We start from the raw sequence: 16235 nt of genomic DNA on the forward strand, positions 1-16235 counted from the left end.
GGCGCCGGCCCCCTGCCGGACACCGGACCTCCCCCGAACGCCGGCCCGCTCCCGAACGCCGGACCATCGCCTGACGCCGCCGGCCGCCCGGACGACTCCACCCGACCGGCCGACGCACGGCCCGTGACCGCACCGGCCTCCGACCCGGAGCGCGAGACCGCCGCATCGGGCGTCGGGCCGACAGCGAGCACCGGTCCCCCCGCCTCCCCGCATGCCGCCGGGACCGGCGACGGTGCCGACGCGCACGTGGCCGAGCCACCGGACGCCGTCCAGCCACCGGACGCCGTCCAGCCACCCGACGCGGTCCAGCCACCGGACGCCCCCCGGCTCTCCACGACTGCCCCCGTCCGGACCGCCGGGCTGTTCGGCTCGGGCGACCGCGATGCGCCCGCCCACGAACCGCTCGCGCCGGGGGTGGCCTCCTCCGGTGGGTCCTCCGGCACGTCGTCGACCGGGGGTTCCGGCTCGGGGCCGTCGGTCCCGTGCGCGGTCCTCGGCACCCATGGCACGTTCCCGGCGATGGGCGCAGCACCCCCGCCGGGCCCGGACGTCGGCGGCCGCCTCCTGAGCCGCGCCGACGAGCCGACGACCAGCCCCGGATGAGAGGGCGGGCCGGCTCCGCCTGAGCGGACCCGGCCACCGCCTGCTGCCTGCACCCGCCGGCGCTTCCGTCGTCGGTCGCGCCCTGCGCACCACCGCCAGCGAGCGCTCCCCGTGCCCCTTCCGGCCGGGCGAGCCCCGCGCATCAGCACGCACCCCAGACAAGGACAGTCCGATGAGTCAAGCAGCGCACTCACCCACCGCTCCCCGTGCCGGGGAGCCCGAGCACGTCCCGTCGATGCGACCCGTGCCTCCCCGCCTCGCCGCCGTCCGCCGTGACCGCATCGCGGTCGTCGGCTACGGCTACTGGGGCTCCAAGCACGTGCGCGTCCTCAGCAGCACCCCGGGCGTGGACGTGACCATCGTCGACGGCGTGCCCGGACGCCTCGCGGAGGCGGCCGCCCAGTTCCCCTCGGCCAGGCTGGCGGCCTGCCTCGACGACGTGCTGGACAGCGTCGACGCCGTGGTGATCGCCACGCCTCCCGCCACCCACGTCTCGCTCGCCCTGCTCGCCCTCGAGGCGGGCAGGCACGTGCTGGTGGAGAAGCCACTGGCCACGTCGGTCGAGGACGCGGAGCTCCTCGTCGAGGCCGCGGCGCGGCGGCGTGCCTGCCTCATGGTCGGGCACACGTTCGAGTACAACGCGGCCGTCTGGAAGCTGCGCGACCTCGTCCGGTCCGGCGAACTGGGCAAGATCCTCTACGTCGACACCGCCCGGCTGAGCCTGGGCCGCTACCAGAGCGACGTGAACGTCATCTGGGATCTCGCGCCGCACGACATCTCGATCGTGTCCTTCGTGCTGGACGAGATGCCGGCGGGCGCGACGGTGTGGGCACACAGCCACATCAGCCGGCAGCACGCCGACGTCGCCCACCTGCGCTTCGACTTCCCGCGGTCCGGGACGCGGGCGTACGTGCACGTCAGCTGGCTCACCCCCAAGAAGGTCCGGCAGGTGACCGTGGTGGGCGAGCACCGGATGGCCGTCTACGACGACATGTCGGACAACGAGCGGATCCGGGTCTACGACATCGGCGTCGACGTGCAGGAGATGGACGGGCCCGAGGCGGCGCACGCCCTCCCGGTGACCTACCGGACCGGCGACATCGTCTCCCCGTACGTGGCCTTCGAGGAGCCGCTGCTCGTCCAGGACCAGCACTTCGTCGAGTGCATCCGCACCGGCGCGGTCCCGCGGACGCCCGGCGAGCGCGGGCTGGACGTCGTCCGGGTGCTCGCCGCCACCGACGAGTCGATCGCGGCCGAGCACGCCGACGTGGGGGAACAGCGCGACGACCGCACCCGGGCGACCCGGGTGGCGTCGTGAGCGGCCAGGCGATCCCGTTCCTCGACGTCGGGGGCATGGTCGAGATGCTGCGCGAGGACCTCGACGTGGCCTGGAAGGCCGTGCTGTCCCACGGCCGCTTCGTCGGCGGTCCCGAGGTCGAGGTGTTCGAGGCGCGGTTCGCGGAGTACTGCGAGACCGCGTCCTGCGTGAGCGTCGGCAACGGGACCGACGCGCTGGAGCTGATCCTCGCCGCGGCCGGCATCGGCCCGGGCGACGAGGTGATCGTGCCGGCCAACACGTTCGTGGCCACCGCGGAGGCGGTCTGCGCCGTCGGCGCCCGGCCACGGTTCGTCGACGTGCAGCCGGACACGCTGGAGGTCGATCCCGACGCGGTGGCGGCCGCCGTCGGCCCCCGGACGGCAGCGGTCGTGGCGGTGCACCTGTTCGGTCAGATGGCCGACGTCGACCGGCTCGTGCCGTTGACGCAGCGGCACGGACTGGCGCTCATCGAGGACGCCGCCCAGGCCCACGGCGCCCGCTTCGGGGGCCATCGGGCCGGCAGCGTCGGTCTCGCGGCGGCCTTCAGCTTCTACCCGGGCAAGAACCTCGGCGCCCTGGGCGACGGTGGGGCGGTCGTCTCCCGCGACGAGCAGCTGATCGGGCGGGTCCGGCAGCTGGCGAACCACGGCCGGGCGGTCGACCGGCGCCACGTCCACGAGCTGCGCGGGCGGAACAGCCGGATGGACACCCTGCAGGCGGCCTTCCTGACCGCGAAGCTCACCTATCTCGACACGGACAACCAGCTCCGCCGGGCGCTGATGCGGCGCTACCGGGAGGGCCTGCCGCCCGGCTGCCGGCCGCTGACCCAGGACCCCCGGTCCGAGCCCGTCCACCACCTCGCCGTGGTGCGGACGGCCGACCGCGACCGCGCGATCGCGGCGCTGGACGCCGCCGGCATCGGCTGGGGCCTGCACTACCCGGTGCCCTGTCATCGGCAGCCGGCGTTCGCCGAGTTCGCCGACGGGCCGCTGCCGGTCGCCGAGGAGGCGGCCGAGCAGATCCTCTCGCTGCCGATGTCCCCGAACCTGTGGGCCGAGCAGGTGCAGCGGATCTGCGCCGTCCTCCGGCAGGTGGCCGCATGACCCCACGGCACGCGCTCGCCCGGCCCGCACACCACCCGGCCCCGCGCCACCGGCCGCCCCCGCGCCGGTGGGACGAGTGGGTCCGCCGGGTCCTCGACGTCGCGGTCTCCGCCGTCCTGCTCGCCGTCACGGCGCCGCTCTCGCTCGCCGTCGCCGCCTGGATCCGGTCGGACGGTTCCGGACCGGCGGTGCTCCGCCAGGAGCGGGTGGGGCTCGGCAGGCGCCCGTTCACTCTCTACAAGTTCCGGACCATGCGCGTCGGTGGCGACGACGGACCGCACCGCGCCCTGATCGCCGCCGAGCTGCGCGGCGAGGGCACGTCCAGCGACGGCAGCACCAAGCTTGCCGAGGACGACCGGATCACCCGCCCGGGCCGGTTCCTGCGCAGGACCAGCCTGGACGAGCTGCCGCAGCTGGCGAACGTCCTGCTCGGGGACATGACGCTGGTCGGGCCGCGGCCCTGCCTGCCGTGGGAGGCCGACCTCTTCCCGGAGCGGTACGCGGAGCGGTTCGACGTCCGCCCCGGCCTCACGGGCCTCTGGCAGGTGAGCGGGCGCAGCACGGTCGGCACCCTCGACATGCTGGAGCTCGACGTGCGCTACGTGCGCACCCGCAGTCTCCGGCGCGATCTCGGACTGCTGCTGGCGACCGTGCCGGCCCTCCTGCGCGGGGACGGTGCCCGATGACCGCCGGACCGGCCGGCACCCGGCACGTCGACCCCCGCACCGACCCGCTGTGGCGGGAGCTGGTGAGCAGCCCGGGGGGCAGTCTGTTCACGTCCCCGCCCTGGCTCACCGCGGTGAGCGACACCTACGGCTTCACGCCGGCGGCCCGTGTGCAGCTGGACGCGTCCGGCCGGCCGAGAGCAGGCTTCGCCTGGACGGACGTGGACGACCTGCGCGGCCGCCGGCGGATCGCGCTGCCGTTCTGCGACCGGGCCGATCCGATCGTGCCCGATGTGGCGGCCTGGTCCGCCGTGGCCGACGAGGCCCTGGCCGGCGACCTGCCGCTGACCCTGCGGTGCCTGGACGGCTCGCCGATCGTCGACGACGGCCGGCTGGCGCTGACCGGTGAGGCCGCGTGGCACGCCACCCCGCTGACCGGGGGACCGGACGACCTGCACGCCGCGCTGCGCCCGCAGGTGCGCCGCAACATCGCGACGGCCGAGCGGTCCGGCGTCCAGGTGGTGCTCAGCGACTCCGTGGGGGCGGTCCGGGAGCTGCACACGTTGCACGTGGAACTGCGCAAGCGGAAGTACCGGCTGCTGGCCCAGCCGCGCGAGTTCTTCGACCGGATCTGGACGGCCTTCGCTCCGTCGGACGGCGTCCTCACGGCTCTGGCGATGGTCGACGGCCGGCCGGTCGCCGGTGCCATGTACCTCGTCTGGCAGGACGTCGTCTACTACAAGTTCGGCGCCTCCCGGGCCGAGTTCCTGCCGCTGCGACCGAACGACGCGATCCACTGGCAGCTGATCCGGTGGGCCGTGGAGCGGGGGCTGCGCGTCCTGGACTGGGGTCTGTCGGACCTCGACCAGCCGGGGCTGCGCCACTACAAGGCGGGCTGGGCGGCCGTCGAGCGCCGCATCCGCACGTTCAACGTCGGGGGGCCGCCACTGGGGCGCCGGTTCGACGTCGAGGAGCTCCTGTCCGTCGTCACCGAGTTGCTCACCGACCCCGACGTACCCGACGACGTCACCGCGCGCGGCGGCGCCGCCCTCTACCGGTACTTCTGCTGATGACGACGGCAGCCACGGCGGACGGCGGGGCGCCCGCGGGAGGCTCCCGCCCGGTGCCGCGCGTCGTCGACCGGCCGGACGGCGCTCGGCTGCGCGCCTGGGACGGGCTGGTGCAGGCCTGCCCGCTCTCCGACGTCGCGCAGACATCGGCCTGGGCGAGGGTCCGCGCGCAGGTGGGGTACGGGGCGCGGTACGTCCTGGTCGAGGACGGCGGCCGCCTGGTCGCCGGCGCCCAGGTCCTCGTGCGCCGGCTGCCGCTCGTCGGCGAGATCGGCTACGTGCCCTACGGGCCGCTGGTGGCACCGGAGGCGGCGACGCGCACCGAGGTCGTCGACGCGGTCGCCGACGGGTTGCGCGCCCTGACCCGCGACCGGACCCGCGTGCTCTTCGTGCAGCCGGCGGAGGGCGGCGAGGCGGCCGCCGCCGCGCTGCGTCGCGCCGGATTCCGGTCCTCCGCCGCGGAGGTGGCACCGGCGGCGTCCCTGCACGTGGATCTCGGTGTCGACGAGGAGGTCCTGCTGCACGGGCTCAGCCGCCGGCTGCAGCGCTGGACCCGCACCTGGGAGCAGCGCGGCGTCACCGTCCGGCTCGGGTGCGCCGACGACCTGCCGCTCCTCTCGGCGCTGCTCGCGCAGACCGCGGAGCACCAGAGCTTCGTCCCCCTCGGACACGACTACCTCCAGGGCATGGTCGCGGAGCTCGACGTCGACGGCCACGTCGTGAGCTTCGTCGGCGAGGTCGACGGTCGCCCGGTGGCGATGGCGCTGCTGACCGGCTCCGGCTCGGTGCTCAAGGCCCGGCTCGTGGGGCTCGACCGCAGCGACGAGGCCGCCCGGCTCAACGTGGCCGCCGCCGTCTACTGGACGGCGATGCGGTGGGCCAAGGATCAGGGCTACGGCTGGTTCGACTTCGGCGGCCTGCTGCCCGAGTCGGTTCCCGCCCTGCTGGGCCCCGGTGCGCCGCGGCTGGACGACCTCGCCGGACCGGACCGGTACAAGGCCCGCTTCGGCGGCGTCCCCTACCGCTGCCCCGAACCGGTCGAGATGTTCTCGTCGCGGGTGGTCCGGCTCGGCTACGACGTGGCCCGCCGGTCGGCGACCGGCGCGCGGTTGCTCGAGGCCGCCCAGCGCACCGCCCGCGGCGGGAGCCCGTTCGGGCGGCAGGGCGGTCGCGGCCCCGGCGCGGCGTCGTGAGAGCACTCTTCTCCGCCGTCGTGCGGCCTCCCTACGTGCGTGCGCGGGACGCCGCGCGCACCGCTCTCTTCGATCGGCGGTACGGCGTGGACACCGAGGGCGTCGTCAGCCCCGCCGACGCGGGCATCTCCGAGCCGGACAGCATGGAGTACAGACCGGCCGGACTGCTGGCGCTGCGCCGCATCCTGCCGCCCCGGCTGGTCGGCCCGGACGACGTCTTCGTCGATCTGGGGTCCGGCAAGGGCAGGGTCGTGCTGCAGGCCGCCATGGGCTATCCGTTCCGGGCGGTGTACGGCGTGGAGCTCTCGGCGGCGCTGCACACGGTCGCCGAGCGGAACGTGGCCACGCTGCGCGACCGGTTCCGCGGTTCGGAGGTCCGGCTGGTCCACGGGGACGCGCGGACGGCCGAACTCCCGGACACGGTCACGGTCGCCCACCTCTACAACCCCTTCCGCGGAGCGGTGTTCGAGGCGGTGGCGCACCGCCTGCTGGCCTCGGTGGACCGCAACCCCCGGCGGCTGCTCATCGCCTACGGCAACCCCGTCGAGGAGGCGGCGCTGCTGGCGACGGGGCGGGTCCGACAGGTGCGCGCCGTGCGCGGATGGCGACCGGGACGCGAGTGGTCGAGCTCGAACTCCTACCGGCTGTACGAGGTCACCCCGGCGAGCTGACCGGCCCTCAGGTGGGGAACCCGCCCAGCACCCGCTCGTAGGCCGCCAGGTAGAGGGGCTTCTGCGCCTCCCAGCTCAGCGTCCGGCAGCGGTCGCGCGCGGTCTCCACCAGTGACCGCCGCCGCTCGGGGTCGTGGGCCAGGGCCACGAGCGCCTCCGCGAGGCTTTCGGCGGAGCCCGGCTCGAAGTACTGCACCGCGTCGTCGTCCAGGTAGCGGGCCGTCGACCGCAGCCGGCTCGCCACGACGGGCAGGTCGAAGAGCATGTACTCGTACATCTTGTTGGTGTGCACGAGGTTGGAGTACGGAGAGCTCTTCTGCGCGACGATCCCGACGTCGGCCCGCTGCAGCTCGCCGACCAGCGTCGGCATGTCCACCCAGCCGAGGTACTGCACGCGGTCGCCCACCCCCTCGGCCTCGACGAGCTGCCGGAGCTCGTCGACGTAGTCGCCGGTGCCGGTGATGCGCAGCCGGAGGTTCGGCACCCGGTCGGCGGCCAGGGCCACCGCGCGCACCATGAGGTCGTGGCCGTACCGGTCGTCGACCAGCCCGTGGCAGACGGCGGTGAAGTACGCGGGATCGGGCCGGGCCGAGTCGCTGCGGTGCTCCAGCAGGTGCCGGGCGTCGGGGCCGTTGAGCACCACGGCGATCTTCCCGGGATCGGCGCCGCGACCGACGTAGACCTGCTTGAGGTCCTCGGTCACGGTGATCGCGCCGTCCGCGTAGCGCAGGGCTGCCTGCTCCACCGCCTGCAGCACGCGGCCCAGTCGCGGCGAGCCGTACTTGGTCTCCCCCAGCTCGGGTGTCGGCTCCTTCAGGAAGACGATCGCCTTCGCGCCCAGCAACCGGGGCACCAGGGCGGTGAAGGCGAGGACGTCGGGCATCGAGTTGGCCTGCACCGCCCGGAACGGCCGCTGCAGGTGCAGCCGCGCGACGGTGACGGTGGCGGCGAGGAAGAAGGAGAAGTAGTCCAGCAGGTAGTTCAGCGGGCCGCCGCGCCGCCGCCGCAGCGGGAGCCGGTGCAGGGTGACCCCGTCGATCACCTCGACGGCGGGGCCACCGGGTTCGCGGAGGCAGACGACGTCGACGTCGAACCCGGCGTCCCGCAGCGCCTCGGTCTCCCGGCGCAGGGAGAGCTCGTAGTAGTCGCGCTGCCGGACGATGCAGACGCGGTGGGACGACGCGGACCGCTGGGCGGTCCGGCGCCGGACGGCCGGGAACTGCACGTGCCACCTCCTCCGTCGGGTCGTCATCCTGCGGGCCCGGAGCCGCTGCGTGCCGGTTCCCCGGTCGTCGGCCGGGGAGCCGGTTCGCGGTGGGTCCACGCCACCACGCCGCCGCCCAGGCCGAGCAGGACGAACAGCACGTCCCCGGCCCCGCGGAACGTCAGGTGCGGGTCGAACAGCATGAGCACCGCGAGCGTCCCGGCCACCGTCGTCAGCAGGACGCCGACGGCCACGGCGGCCGGCTCGGTTTCGGCCGTCAGGCGGCGGCCGGTCCGCACCATCACCACGAGCAGGGCGATCACCGCGGCGAGCAGCACGATTCCACCGGTCCACACGACCCAGGCGTACCCGCTCTCGATGTACACCCACTCCCGCCAGCGCTCGCGGCCCGGGACACGGGCGGCGGTGCGCACACCGAGGACCCACTGGAAGTCGGCGGCGATGTCGGGCAGGAAGTACTGCTTCAGGTTCTCCCACCGCCCGTAGCGGCCGGTCCAGGACTCGGGGAGCCCGGTCGAGGGATCGGTGTCCTGCAGGCGCGCGTCGAGGACCGGCCGGAGCAGCGCCAGCGCGACGAGCCCCAGCCCGGAGCCCGCGAGCGCCAGGTCCCGCACCATCCCGGTGACCAGCGCGAACACCACGCCGGCGACGACCACGCCGACGAGGACCGAGGCCTGCCCCGAGGCGACCGCGCCGAGGGTCAGGGCCCCCGCTACGGCGAGCAGCCTCGGCCGCGCGCGGGGGGTGGTGGCCGCCAGCGCTCCCGCCGCGATGCCGGCGTAGATCATCACCACGCCGTAGGCGACGGGGTTGCCGAGCGTGGAGGTCGCCCGGCCACCGTCGAGGGTGTAGCCGCCCTCGGGCAGCGGGAGCAGCGCGGCCAGCAGGTCGATCACCGGGCCCACCCGCAGCGCCTGCAGGACGCCGACGGCGCCGATGAGACCGGCGGAGACCATCACCGCGACGAGGGCCCGGCGGGCCAGCCGCGGGGTGCTCAGGACGAGCCGGGCCGCGGTGTAGACGGCGAGCAGCTTCCACCAGGAGACGGCGTAGAGCAGGTCGTCGGTGGTGATCTCCTGCCCGCGCGCGAACATCGCCAGCAGCGGGGACACCGAGCCGGCCACGCCGACGGCGACGACCGCGAGGTCCAGCGGTTGCCGCGGGTACGGAACCGCCCGCCCCGCCCGCAGCCAGCGCACGACCAGCCCGGCGGCCACCCCGATGAGGAGCGGCACGAGCAGGACCTCGTTGAGCCGCAGGCCCGGCACCACGGCCCCCCGGTCCGAGCCCGCCACGAGGGGGGCCAGGGCCAGGTACGCGATCACCGCCCCGGCGGGCCAGAGCCCTGCCAGCAGGACCGCCAGCGCTCCACCGGCGAGCACCACGGCGGCCACGGGCCGGGCGGCCACCGCCGGCACGAGGAGCACGGCGAAGGCGAGCAGCACCGCACCGACGAGGAGGTCCCGCCGGTGGACCGGTCCGCCGGCCGTGAGCGGCTCAGCCATGGCCCCGGCCAGCGACCGCGCCCCGCCCGCGCAGCAGCGCCAGCATCCCGGCCAGCTCGGGGGACCGCAGCGCCCACTGGACGCCGCCGTAGACGAGGGCCCCGGCTCCGCCGGCGAGCAGGATCACCAGCAGCCCCTCGCCCCGTCCGGACACCTCTCCGGCGAGTGCGCGCACCCCGAGGACGACCGGCAGCATGGCGAGGCCCGCACCCGTGGTGCGCAGCAGCGTGGGGACGGCGGACGACGTCCCGCGGGCGAGCGGGTGCGTGATCGCCCAGCAGAGGAACGCCGCGGCGACGAGGTCGCTGACCGCGATGCTCAGGCCGACGCCCAGCAGCAGCGCCGGCCCGTCGAGCAGGGCCAGGCTGCCGAGCATCCCCGCGACCGCCAGGACCGCCCGCAGGGCGACCGCGCGCAGCGGACGTCCGGCGTCCCCCCGCGCGTAGGCGGCCGGCGTCGCCACGTCGAAGGCCGCCTGACCCACGATGCCGAGGCTGATCCCGAGCATGCAGTGCTGCAGGAGTTCGCGGCCGGCCGGCGTCGCCATCTCGCCGAAGGCGACGACGGTGGCCAGCGGACCGCTGAGGACGGCGTAGAGCACGGCGGCCGGGACGGCGAGGAACAGCACGAGGCCCAGCCCGCGGTCGAAGCCCTCGCGATAGCCCGCCTCGTCCCCGGCCGCGTGGGCGCGCGAGAGGTGCGGCAGCGAGGCCTGGGCGATCGGCCGGGCGGTGACCGCCGAGGGCAGCATGTAGAACGCCCACGCGACGGTGAACGCCACGACGCCCCCCGGAACGGCGGCCGCCACGACCAGGAGGCAGAAGTAGCGGGCGGCGGTCAGTCCGGCGTGCCCGACCGACGGGACCGCCAGGCGCACGATTCCGCGGACCTCCGGGTCCCGCCGGCCGCCCCGGGCGAGTGCCAGGCGGACGCCGCAGCGGCGCGCACCGGCCCACTGCACGGCCGCGTGCGCCAGGACCGCCGCCGTGGTCCCGCCCCCGAGGAGGAGGATCTCGGCCGTCCCGTGCTCCCCGGCCCGGCCGGTGCCGAAGAGCACGGTGTACGCGCCGAGGACGACGGTGATGGCCACGTTCTCCACGCTCGGCGCACCCGCGGCGAGGGCGAACCGCCCGCTCGCCTGCTGCACCGCGGCCGCCACCCCCACCACCATGTACAGCGGCACCTGCACCAGGAGCAGGGCGAGGAGCAGCCAGGCCGATCCGCCGGGAACCGCCCGCTCCCCCTCGGGGATGCCCGCCCGGAGCAGGCCGACGACCCAGGGCCCGGCGAGGACCACGGCGAGGGTGAGGACGACGGCGGTGCCGACCGCCAGGGTGAGGAACCGGCTGGCCAGCCGGGCCGCGGCGACCGGATCGCCGGCGTCGACGTGCCGGACCACGGCCGGGACCAGCAGCGAGGCGAAGAGCGCGCCGACCAGCAGCTCGAACAGCAGGTTCGGCACGGTGTTCGCGGCCTGGTAGAGGTCCGCGAACTGCGTCGGGCCCAGGACGGCCGCGACCGCGACGATCCGGACCAGGCCCGTCGCCCGGCTGACCATGATCCAGGCCGAACCGACCACGGAGTCGGTCGCCACCCGGCGCGTGGTCGCGCCCGGCGGGGGCCTGTGGGGGGTCACGGCTCCGGGCGCCGGTTCCCGCTCCCCCGGAACCGCAGCAGCGCCATGAGGGCCACGGTGAGGACCAGGCCCACGAGCAGTCCCGCGGCGGCTGCGCGCACCGGCTGGGGTCCGACCGGGTCGTCGAGGACGGCCGGCGGGATCACCGTGCTCACCCGCCCGATGTCGGACTCCGAGGCCAGGCCGGACGAGATGCTGACGTAGCGATCGGCCAGGAAGTCGGCCGTGCGGCGGGCCCGGTCGGCGTCCCGGTCCACGACCCGCAGCCGCAGCACGCTGCTGGCATCGACGATCCGGACGCTGGCGTCGCGCGCCAGGGCCTGGGCGTCGCGTCCCACCGAGGAGGCGGCGTCCTCCACCAGGGGCCGGCCCAGCATCAGCACCTGGTGGGTGGCCAGCTGCCGGTCGACGTCCTCCGCGCTGGTCGCGTCGCCGGGCTCGTGGAGCAGGTCGACCTCGACGGCGTACGTCGTCGGCTGCTGGTAGTAGCTCCAGGCGGCGGCCCCGGCCGATGGGATCACCAGGAGCGCCACGACCAGCAGCCCTAGCAGCACCTGCCCGCGCCGGCGGGAGCGGTGATCGCGAACGCGCACGCCCATGCACCCACCCCTGTCCGACGGGCGGGGCGCGGAACGCCACCTCCCGGATAGAGGCAACCTATGCGGTTCAGCTGCGTCTTTCATCCCGGACCGCGTGCTAGCTTCGGCGACCTCGCGGACACCCTGCGAGCCGGGCGGCGGTGCGATGAACCGGGTGGAACGACTGCTGGACCGCGGTCCGGCGCGGCTCAACGCGCGCCTGCGGCTGGCCAAGAAGGCGTGGCAGGGCGACCGGTTGCTCCCGTTGATGCGCCGGCTCGTCGGTCCCGGGGACGTCGTGGTCGACATCGGAGCCAATCGCGGCGTCTACACCGTCCTGCTCGAGCGGCGGGTCGGCCGGCAGGGCCGGGTGCACGCCGTCGACCCCTTCCCGGACAACGTGCGCATGCTGCGGGCGGCCACCGCCGGGCAGACCTCCGTGCACGCGGCGGCGCTGTCGGACCACACGGGCGTCGCGACGCTGTTCGTGCCGGTGCAGGACGGCCGTCCGATCCACGCGCTGGCCACCCTGGTGCCGCCCGATCGGAGCGGGGACGTCGAGTACACCGAGACCCCGGTCGACGTCCGCCGCCTGGACGACCTCGTGGGTGCGGAGGCCGGGCGGGTCACGTTCGTCAAGTGCGACGTCGAGGGGCATGAGCTGCCGGTGCTCGAGGGAGCGGCGTCCATCATCGAGCGCGCGCGACCGCACCTCGCCGTCGAGATCGAGCAGCGTCACCAGCGGCAGGACATCCGGGAGGTGTTCCACCGCATCGAGGCCTGGGGCTACGACGGGTACGCGATCTTCCCCGGCGGGCTGCGTCCGGTGGCCGAGTTCGACGTGACGCGCGATCAGCTCGCGTTCACCGGCGAGGGGTTCGTGCCCTACGGGATGCCGGACGGGTACGTGGGCGACTTCCTGTTCGTCCGCGCGGGCACGCCGGTCGAGGGGTTGCTCGGCTAGGGAGGGGCGAGCCCGCTCCGGCTCCGGTGGGTGAGGTTGGCGGGGTCCTCGATCACCGTTGCGTGCACGTAGGCGGTGTCGAGGACGAGGGCGGCGGCCGAGGACGTGCTGCGCGAGGCGCCGTAGACGAGCAGGTTCTCCGTGGGCGGCCACCAGGCCCCGGCGCACCAGGCGGTGACGTGGAAGCCGTAGTCGTTGAACCGCTCGTAGGTCCGCGCCGCGAGCGCGGACCACCGCTCCGCGGACTCGTCCTTGGCCCAGCCGGTCTCCCCGATGTAGCCGGTCTCCCCCTCCAGCCAGGAGTGGAAGGCGTCGATCTCCGCGACCGCGCGGGTGTGCAGCGCGTCGGGCCTGTCCCCGGCCGTGTACCCGAGGGACTCGGCGAACTCCACCGCCCGGGCGTAGCTGGTGCCCTCGTCCTCCAGCGTGAAGTACTGGTGGGCCTCGTACCAGATCGGATTGGCGACGCCGGTGATCCACGGCCCGCCGCCGTGCGAGACGCGTGGGTCGGTGTAGAGGTTGTAGCCGTAGACGCTGACCGCGATGGGGGTCGCGGGGTCCACGGCGGCGACGGCCTCGCACGCGGCCTGCGCGGCGCGCTCCCAGAGGGCCGTCGCGGAGTACCCGTCGACGGCGTCGAGGAGCGGCTCGCCCGTCAGGCCGTACGCGGCGAGGGAAGGGCGGCCGGCCAGCGCCGTCGCCAGGCGCGACCAGAAGTCGGCGAACTGCTCGATGCCGGGCCCGCGGGCGGAGCCGATGGCGCGCCGGACACCCACGCCGTCCTCGTGCACCCAGTACGCGCCGTACGAGGCCAGGGCCGGGACCACCCGGATCCCGTGGGCGGCGGCGAGATCGAGCGTGCCCTCGAGCCGGCCGAGCTCGGCCGGCTCGAGGGGGGCGTCCCAGGTCGGCTGCAGGCGCTCCCACCGGACCGGCAGACGCACCATCCCGACGCCCCGCCCGGCGAGGTACGCGAAGTCGCCGTCGGTCGGGTAGTGGTATGCGCGCAGGTCGGAGCCGTCGTGCGTTCCCGGGTCGAGATTGGAGAACGTGTCGCCGGATCCGGTGCCGCCGAGGTTCCTCCCGACGCCGAACTCGGGCCCGTTGAGGTTCACCCCGCGGAGCACCTCGCGAGCCGGGGGCGCGGGCGGCTCGACGGGCGCACCGCTCCGGGTCAGCCCGTAGGTCACGGCGCCGATCGCGGCGAGCTTGAGTGCCGTGCGACGGGACACCGGCTCCGCGGCGCGGTGCCGTCCGCTGGTCGCCATGGCAGTCCCTGGAGCTCCCGTCGCGCGTCGCGGTGGGACCGGCGGCCCCGTGCACCGATCCTCGCCCGCGGAGCGCCGCGGAACCAGCCCACGCGGCGCGCGGAGCCGGGTGGCCGCGGTCAGTCGCGCCGGCCGCCGTCGCCGGGCAGGGCGCCGGTGTCGGTGAGCTCGAGCGCGACGTCGACGAGCTTGCGGTTCAGCTCCTGGGAGACGCGGGCGAGCACGCCGAACGCCTGCTGGGCGGTGAGCCGGTGGCGCTCCATGAGGATGCCCTTGGCCTGACCGATGAGGTCGCGGCTGTTCATCCCCGCGCGCAGGTGCTCCTCGTGCTCGGCCCCGGCCAGCGCGACCGCGGCGTGGCTCGCGAAGATCTGCCCGATCTCCCGGCTCTCGGCGTCGAAGGCGCCCGGGGTCCGCGTGTAGAGGTTCATCGCACCCAGCTGATCGCCGACGACGAACAGCTGGAAGCACACCATGCTCCCGATGCCCCGCGCGGCGGCCTGCACCGCGAAGCGGGGCCAGCGTTCCTCGGATCCCATGTCGTCCACCAGGACCAGCCGGCTCTCCCAGATGGCGTCCAGACAGGGGCCCTGCTCCAGCTGCTGCTGGAGCTGGTCCAGTTCCTTCGCCAGCTCGCTCGTCGACGCCCGCGGCTCCACCAGCGAGCGGCCGATCACGTAGCTGACGCTGCACTCCTCGGCATTCGGCACCGTGGCCACGGCGGAGGCGGTGATCGACCGGAGCGTGGCCTCGACGTCGCCGTGTTCCTCCTGGAGCTCCCTGGCCACCCGGCTCATGGCGTCGCCGAGGTGGAGCCTCGGGTCGGGGACGGTGTCGTGGGCTGACATGACGGGAGCCTAGTGACGTCGGGGGCCGTGGATGCCTGCCCACGACGCGGGACGAGGGGACGCCGCGAGGTTGGGCGGGGCGTGGCAGGGAACATCGCTGCTCAGGCCCTGTCGGCCGGTCCCGGGAAGCCGCGGGGGCCCAGGTCCCGCCAGTCCAAAGCCGCGGGCTGGCGGGGCCGCCCGGGTCGCTGACCACGACGGGCCATGTGCCCTCGGTCGGCGGGTACTCTCACCCGCACACCGCCTCGGCGGTCTTCGGGTCAGACAGCGGCCTCGGGATCACGGCGCCCCCATCGAGGGAGCGCGCTCCGGACGAGGGCTCACCTCGGCAGCCGGACCCGACAGGCTGGATCAGTACGTGACGACCGACATCCCGTCTCCGCGCCCGCTCGAGGGTGCCCGCGACGCCTTCGCCGAACTCGGGCGGGTCTCGTTCGAGAACACCTCGATGGAGGACCTGCTGCAGCGGGTCGCCGAGCTGGCCAAGCAGGTCATCCCAGGAGTGGCGGAGGCCTCGGTCAGCCTCGTCGTCCACGACCGGCCGACGACCGTCGGCTTCACCGGACCGCTGGCGCTCGACCTGGACGAGTCGCAGTACGGCTACGGCTACGGCCCCTGCCTGGAGGCCGCCGTCGGTCAGGAGATCCGCGAGATGACCGACGCCCGGGAGGAGCGGCGCTGGCCCGAGTACACCCAGGTGTGCATCGAGCGCGGGTCGCTGAGCTCGTTGTCGGTGCCGGCGCCGATCCGGGAGTCCATCCAGGCCGCGGTGAACCTCTACGCGCGGGAGGCGCACGCCTTCGACGACGTCGCCCGCGACACCGGGCGGGAGTTCGCCTCCTACGCCGCCCTTGCCGTGGGCAACATGCACCTGTACGAGACCACGCGCGAGTGGGCGCTGAACCTGGACGCCGCGATGCGCAGCCGGGCGGTCATCGAGCAGGCCAAGGGCATCCTGATGAGCCAGCGCCGGTGTGACGCCGCGGAGGCGTTCAACATGCTCGCGGCGGCATCGCAACGGTCCGACCGCAAGCTGCGGGACATCGCGCAGTCCCTCGTCGACGGCGTCAGCGGCACCTCGCACAGCCAGAACTAGCCAGAACCCACACCGAGGCGCGCGGTCTGCCACGCTGGTGCCGTGTTCCTCCGGAAGCGGGTCGCGTGGCTGACCCAGGCGCGGCGCCGGACGAGCATCCGCCGTCCCGCCCCGTGGCACGTGCACCGGTTCCGTAGGACGGGCGACGACCCCCTCGGCCCGGACGGGCTCTACGCGTGCCGCTGCGGCGAGATCCGCTCGGGCATCTGACGAGGCACTCTTTGGGGGCTGCTCCCGCCCACAGCGGACCAGTTCGTCACTTTGTGCCCGCGTGGGATCACGGAGAATCACTGCCGAGCCCGTAGGAATGGGACATGGCCTTGGTGATCACGGTGGGAGCCGCGTGGGTGACGCTCGCCCTGCCCGTGGCGGTGCTGCTCGGCCGGGGCATCCGGCTGGCCGACGACACCGCGCGGGCGCCCTTCCGCACCGACGGCGTCGAGCGCTTCCTGCGCGAGCAGGCGTCGGCCCCCACAGCCTGACGCGCGGAGC

17 protein-coding genes are annotated in these 16235 nt (G+C 74.7%); 11 read left to right on the forward strand and 6 right to left on the reverse strand.

Features of this window, described 5'->3' with window-relative positions; all coding sequences use genetic code 11:
- Nucleotides 1-123: 123 nt before the first annotated feature.
- From BN344_RS07515 to BN344_RS21005, 7 genes are all read left to right on the forward strand, one after another.
- Nucleotides 124-603 carry a hypothetical protein gene (locus BN344_RS07515; RefSeq protein ID WP_040337562.1) on the forward strand — a complete coding sequence of 160 codons (480 nt, stop codon included), beginning with the start codon at nucleotides 124-126 and terminating at the stop codon, nucleotides 601-603.
- A gap of 172 nt (nucleotides 604-775) precedes the next feature.
- On the forward strand, nucleotides 776-1921 hold the full coding sequence (locus tag BN344_RS07520) for a Gfo/Idh/MocA family protein (protein ID WP_197022248.1): 1146 nt from the start codon (nucleotides 776-778) through the stop codon (nucleotides 1919-1921).
- A complete protein-coding gene (locus BN344_RS07525) occupies nucleotides 1918-3024 on the forward strand; it encodes a DegT/DnrJ/EryC1/StrS family aminotransferase (protein WP_197022249.1) in 1107 nt (368 codons plus the stop codon). Before BN344_RS07520 ends, BN344_RS07525 begins: the two co-directional genes overlap by 4 nt.
- Nucleotides 3021-3710 carry a sugar transferase gene (locus BN344_RS07530; RefSeq protein ID WP_051515620.1) on the forward strand — a complete coding sequence of 230 codons (690 nt, stop codon included), beginning with the start codon at nucleotides 3021-3023 and terminating at the stop codon, nucleotides 3708-3710. The genes BN344_RS07525 and BN344_RS07530 overlap by 4 nt, the downstream gene beginning before the upstream one ends.
- The gene (locus tag BN344_RS07535; protein WP_040337563.1) at nucleotides 3707-4759 is read left to right on the forward strand and encodes a lipid II:glycine glycyltransferase FemX; all 1053 of its coding nucleotides are present in this window, start codon (nucleotides 3707-3709) and stop codon (nucleotides 4757-4759) included. Before BN344_RS07530 ends, BN344_RS07535 begins: the two co-directional genes overlap by 4 nt.
- The gene (locus tag BN344_RS07540; RefSeq protein WP_081788412.1) at nucleotides 4759-5952 is read left to right on the forward strand and encodes a lipid II:glycine glycyltransferase FemX; all 1194 of its coding nucleotides are present in this window, start codon (nucleotides 4759-4761) and stop codon (nucleotides 5950-5952) included. The genes BN344_RS07535 and BN344_RS07540 overlap by 1 nt, the downstream gene beginning before the upstream one ends.
- Entirely contained in the window at nucleotides 5949-6623 is a 675-nt protein-coding gene (locus BN344_RS21005; protein ID WP_051515621.1) for a class I SAM-dependent methyltransferase, read from the forward strand. The genes BN344_RS07540 and BN344_RS21005 overlap by 4 nt, the downstream gene beginning before the upstream one ends.
- Nucleotides 6624-6630: 7 nt before the next feature.
- Here BN344_RS21005 and BN344_RS07550 read toward each other — a convergent pair whose 3' ends face one another.
- Genes BN344_RS07550 through BN344_RS07565 form a run of 4 tightly spaced genes read right to left on the reverse strand, consistent with a single transcriptional unit; the run spans nucleotide 6631 to nucleotide 11582 of the window.
- Nucleotides 6631-7848, reverse strand: coding sequence for a glycosyltransferase (locus BN344_RS07550; protein WP_040337565.1), 1218 nt, complete (start codon nucleotides 7846-7848; stop codon nucleotides 6631-6633).
- A gap of 23 nt (nucleotides 7849-7871) precedes the next feature.
- On the reverse strand, nucleotides 7872-9353 hold the full coding sequence (locus tag BN344_RS07555; protein ID WP_040337566.1) for a hypothetical protein: 1482 nt from the start codon (nucleotides 9351-9353) through the stop codon (nucleotides 7872-7874).
- Entirely contained in the window at nucleotides 9346-10947 is a 1602-nt protein-coding gene (gene murJ, locus BN344_RS07560) for a murein biosynthesis integral membrane protein MurJ (RefSeq protein WP_040337567.1), read from the reverse strand. Before murJ ends, BN344_RS07555 begins: the two co-directional genes overlap by 8 nt.
- Nucleotides 10948-10985: 38 nt before the next feature.
- Nucleotides 10986-11582, reverse strand: a complete 597-nt coding sequence (locus BN344_RS07565) for a YveK family protein (RefSeq protein ID WP_208091980.1) — start codon at nucleotides 11580-11582, stop codon at nucleotides 10986-10988.
- Between the two features lie 160 nt (nucleotides 11583-11742).
- Between BN344_RS07565 and BN344_RS18950 the strand changes: the two genes are divergently transcribed.
- Complete coding sequence (locus tag BN344_RS18950) at nucleotides 11743-12531, forward strand: FkbM family methyltransferase (protein WP_166518197.1); 789 nt, start codon at nucleotides 11743-11745, stop codon at nucleotides 12529-12531.
- On the opposite strand, the gene BN344_RS07575 is transcribed toward BN344_RS18950, so the two are convergent.
- The gene (locus BN344_RS07575; RefSeq protein ID WP_040337569.1) at nucleotides 12528-13799 is read right to left on the reverse strand and encodes a glycoside hydrolase family 5 protein; all 1272 of its coding nucleotides are present in this window, start codon (nucleotides 13797-13799) and stop codon (nucleotides 12528-12530) included. The genes BN344_RS18950 and BN344_RS07575 overlap by 4 nt on opposite strands.
- Nucleotides 13800-13918: 119 nt before the next feature.
- A complete protein-coding gene (locus BN344_RS07580; RefSeq protein WP_040337570.1) occupies nucleotides 13919-14647 on the reverse strand; it encodes a GAF and ANTAR domain-containing protein in 729 nt (242 codons plus the stop codon).
- A 358-nt stretch (nucleotides 14648-15005) separates the two neighbouring features.
- Between BN344_RS07580 and BN344_RS07585 the strand changes: the two genes are divergently transcribed.
- From BN344_RS07585 to BN344_RS19865, 3 genes are all read left to right on the forward strand, one after another.
- Nucleotides 15006-15743 (forward strand): GAF and ANTAR domain-containing protein, encoded by a 738-nt coding sequence (locus BN344_RS07585; protein ID WP_231486577.1) that lies wholly within the window; start codon nucleotides 15006-15008, stop codon nucleotides 15741-15743.
- A 42-nt stretch (nucleotides 15744-15785) separates the two neighbouring features.
- Complete coding sequence (locus BN344_RS19860) at nucleotides 15786-15953, forward strand: hypothetical protein (RefSeq protein ID WP_155858781.1); 168 nt, start codon at nucleotides 15786-15788, stop codon at nucleotides 15951-15953.
- 104 nt (nucleotides 15954-16057) lie between these two features.
- Nucleotides 16058-16225 carry a hypothetical protein gene (locus tag BN344_RS19865; protein ID WP_155858782.1) on the forward strand — a complete coding sequence of 56 codons (168 nt, stop codon included), beginning with the start codon at nucleotides 16058-16060 and terminating at the stop codon, nucleotides 16223-16225.
- Nucleotides 16226-16235: the final 10 nt, after the last annotated feature.

The sequence above is a fragment of the Candidatus Blastococcus massiliensis AP3 genome, from assembly GCF_000582785.1.
GTDB classification, from domain to species: domain Bacteria; phylum Actinomycetota; class Actinomycetes; order Mycobacteriales; family Geodermatophilaceae; genus Blastococcus; species Blastococcus massiliensis.

Coding starts and splice junctions, on each gene's coding strand:
- BN344_RS07540 (WP_081788412.1), top strand. CDS start 4,759: ATGACGACGGCAGCCACGGCGGACGGCGGGGCGCCCGCGGGAGGCTCC.
- BN344_RS07580 (WP_040337570.1), bottom strand. CDS start 14,647: ATGTCAGCCCACGACACCGTCCCCGACCCGAGGCTCCACCTCGGCGAC.
- BN344_RS07530 (WP_051515620.1), top strand. CDS start 3,021: ATGACCCCACGGCACGCGCTCGCCCGGCCCGCACACCACCCGGCCCCG.
- BN344_RS19865 (WP_155858782.1), top strand. CDS start 16,058: ATGGCCTTGGTGATCACGGTGGGAGCCGCGTGGGTGACGCTCGCCCTG.
- BN344_RS07520 (WP_197022248.1), top strand. CDS start 776: ATGAGTCAAGCAGCGCACTCACCCACCGCTCCCCGTGCCGGGGAGCCC.
- BN344_RS07555 (WP_040337566.1), bottom strand. CDS start 9,353: ATGGCTGAGCCGCTCACGGCCGGCGGACCGGTCCACCGGCGGGACCTC.
- BN344_RS07575 (WP_040337569.1), bottom strand. CDS start 13,799: ATGGCGACCAGCGGACGGCACCGCGCCGCGGAGCCGGTGTCCCGTCGC.
- BN344_RS07535 (WP_040337563.1), top strand. CDS start 3,707: ATGACCGCCGGACCGGCCGGCACCCGGCACGTCGACCCCCGCACCGAC.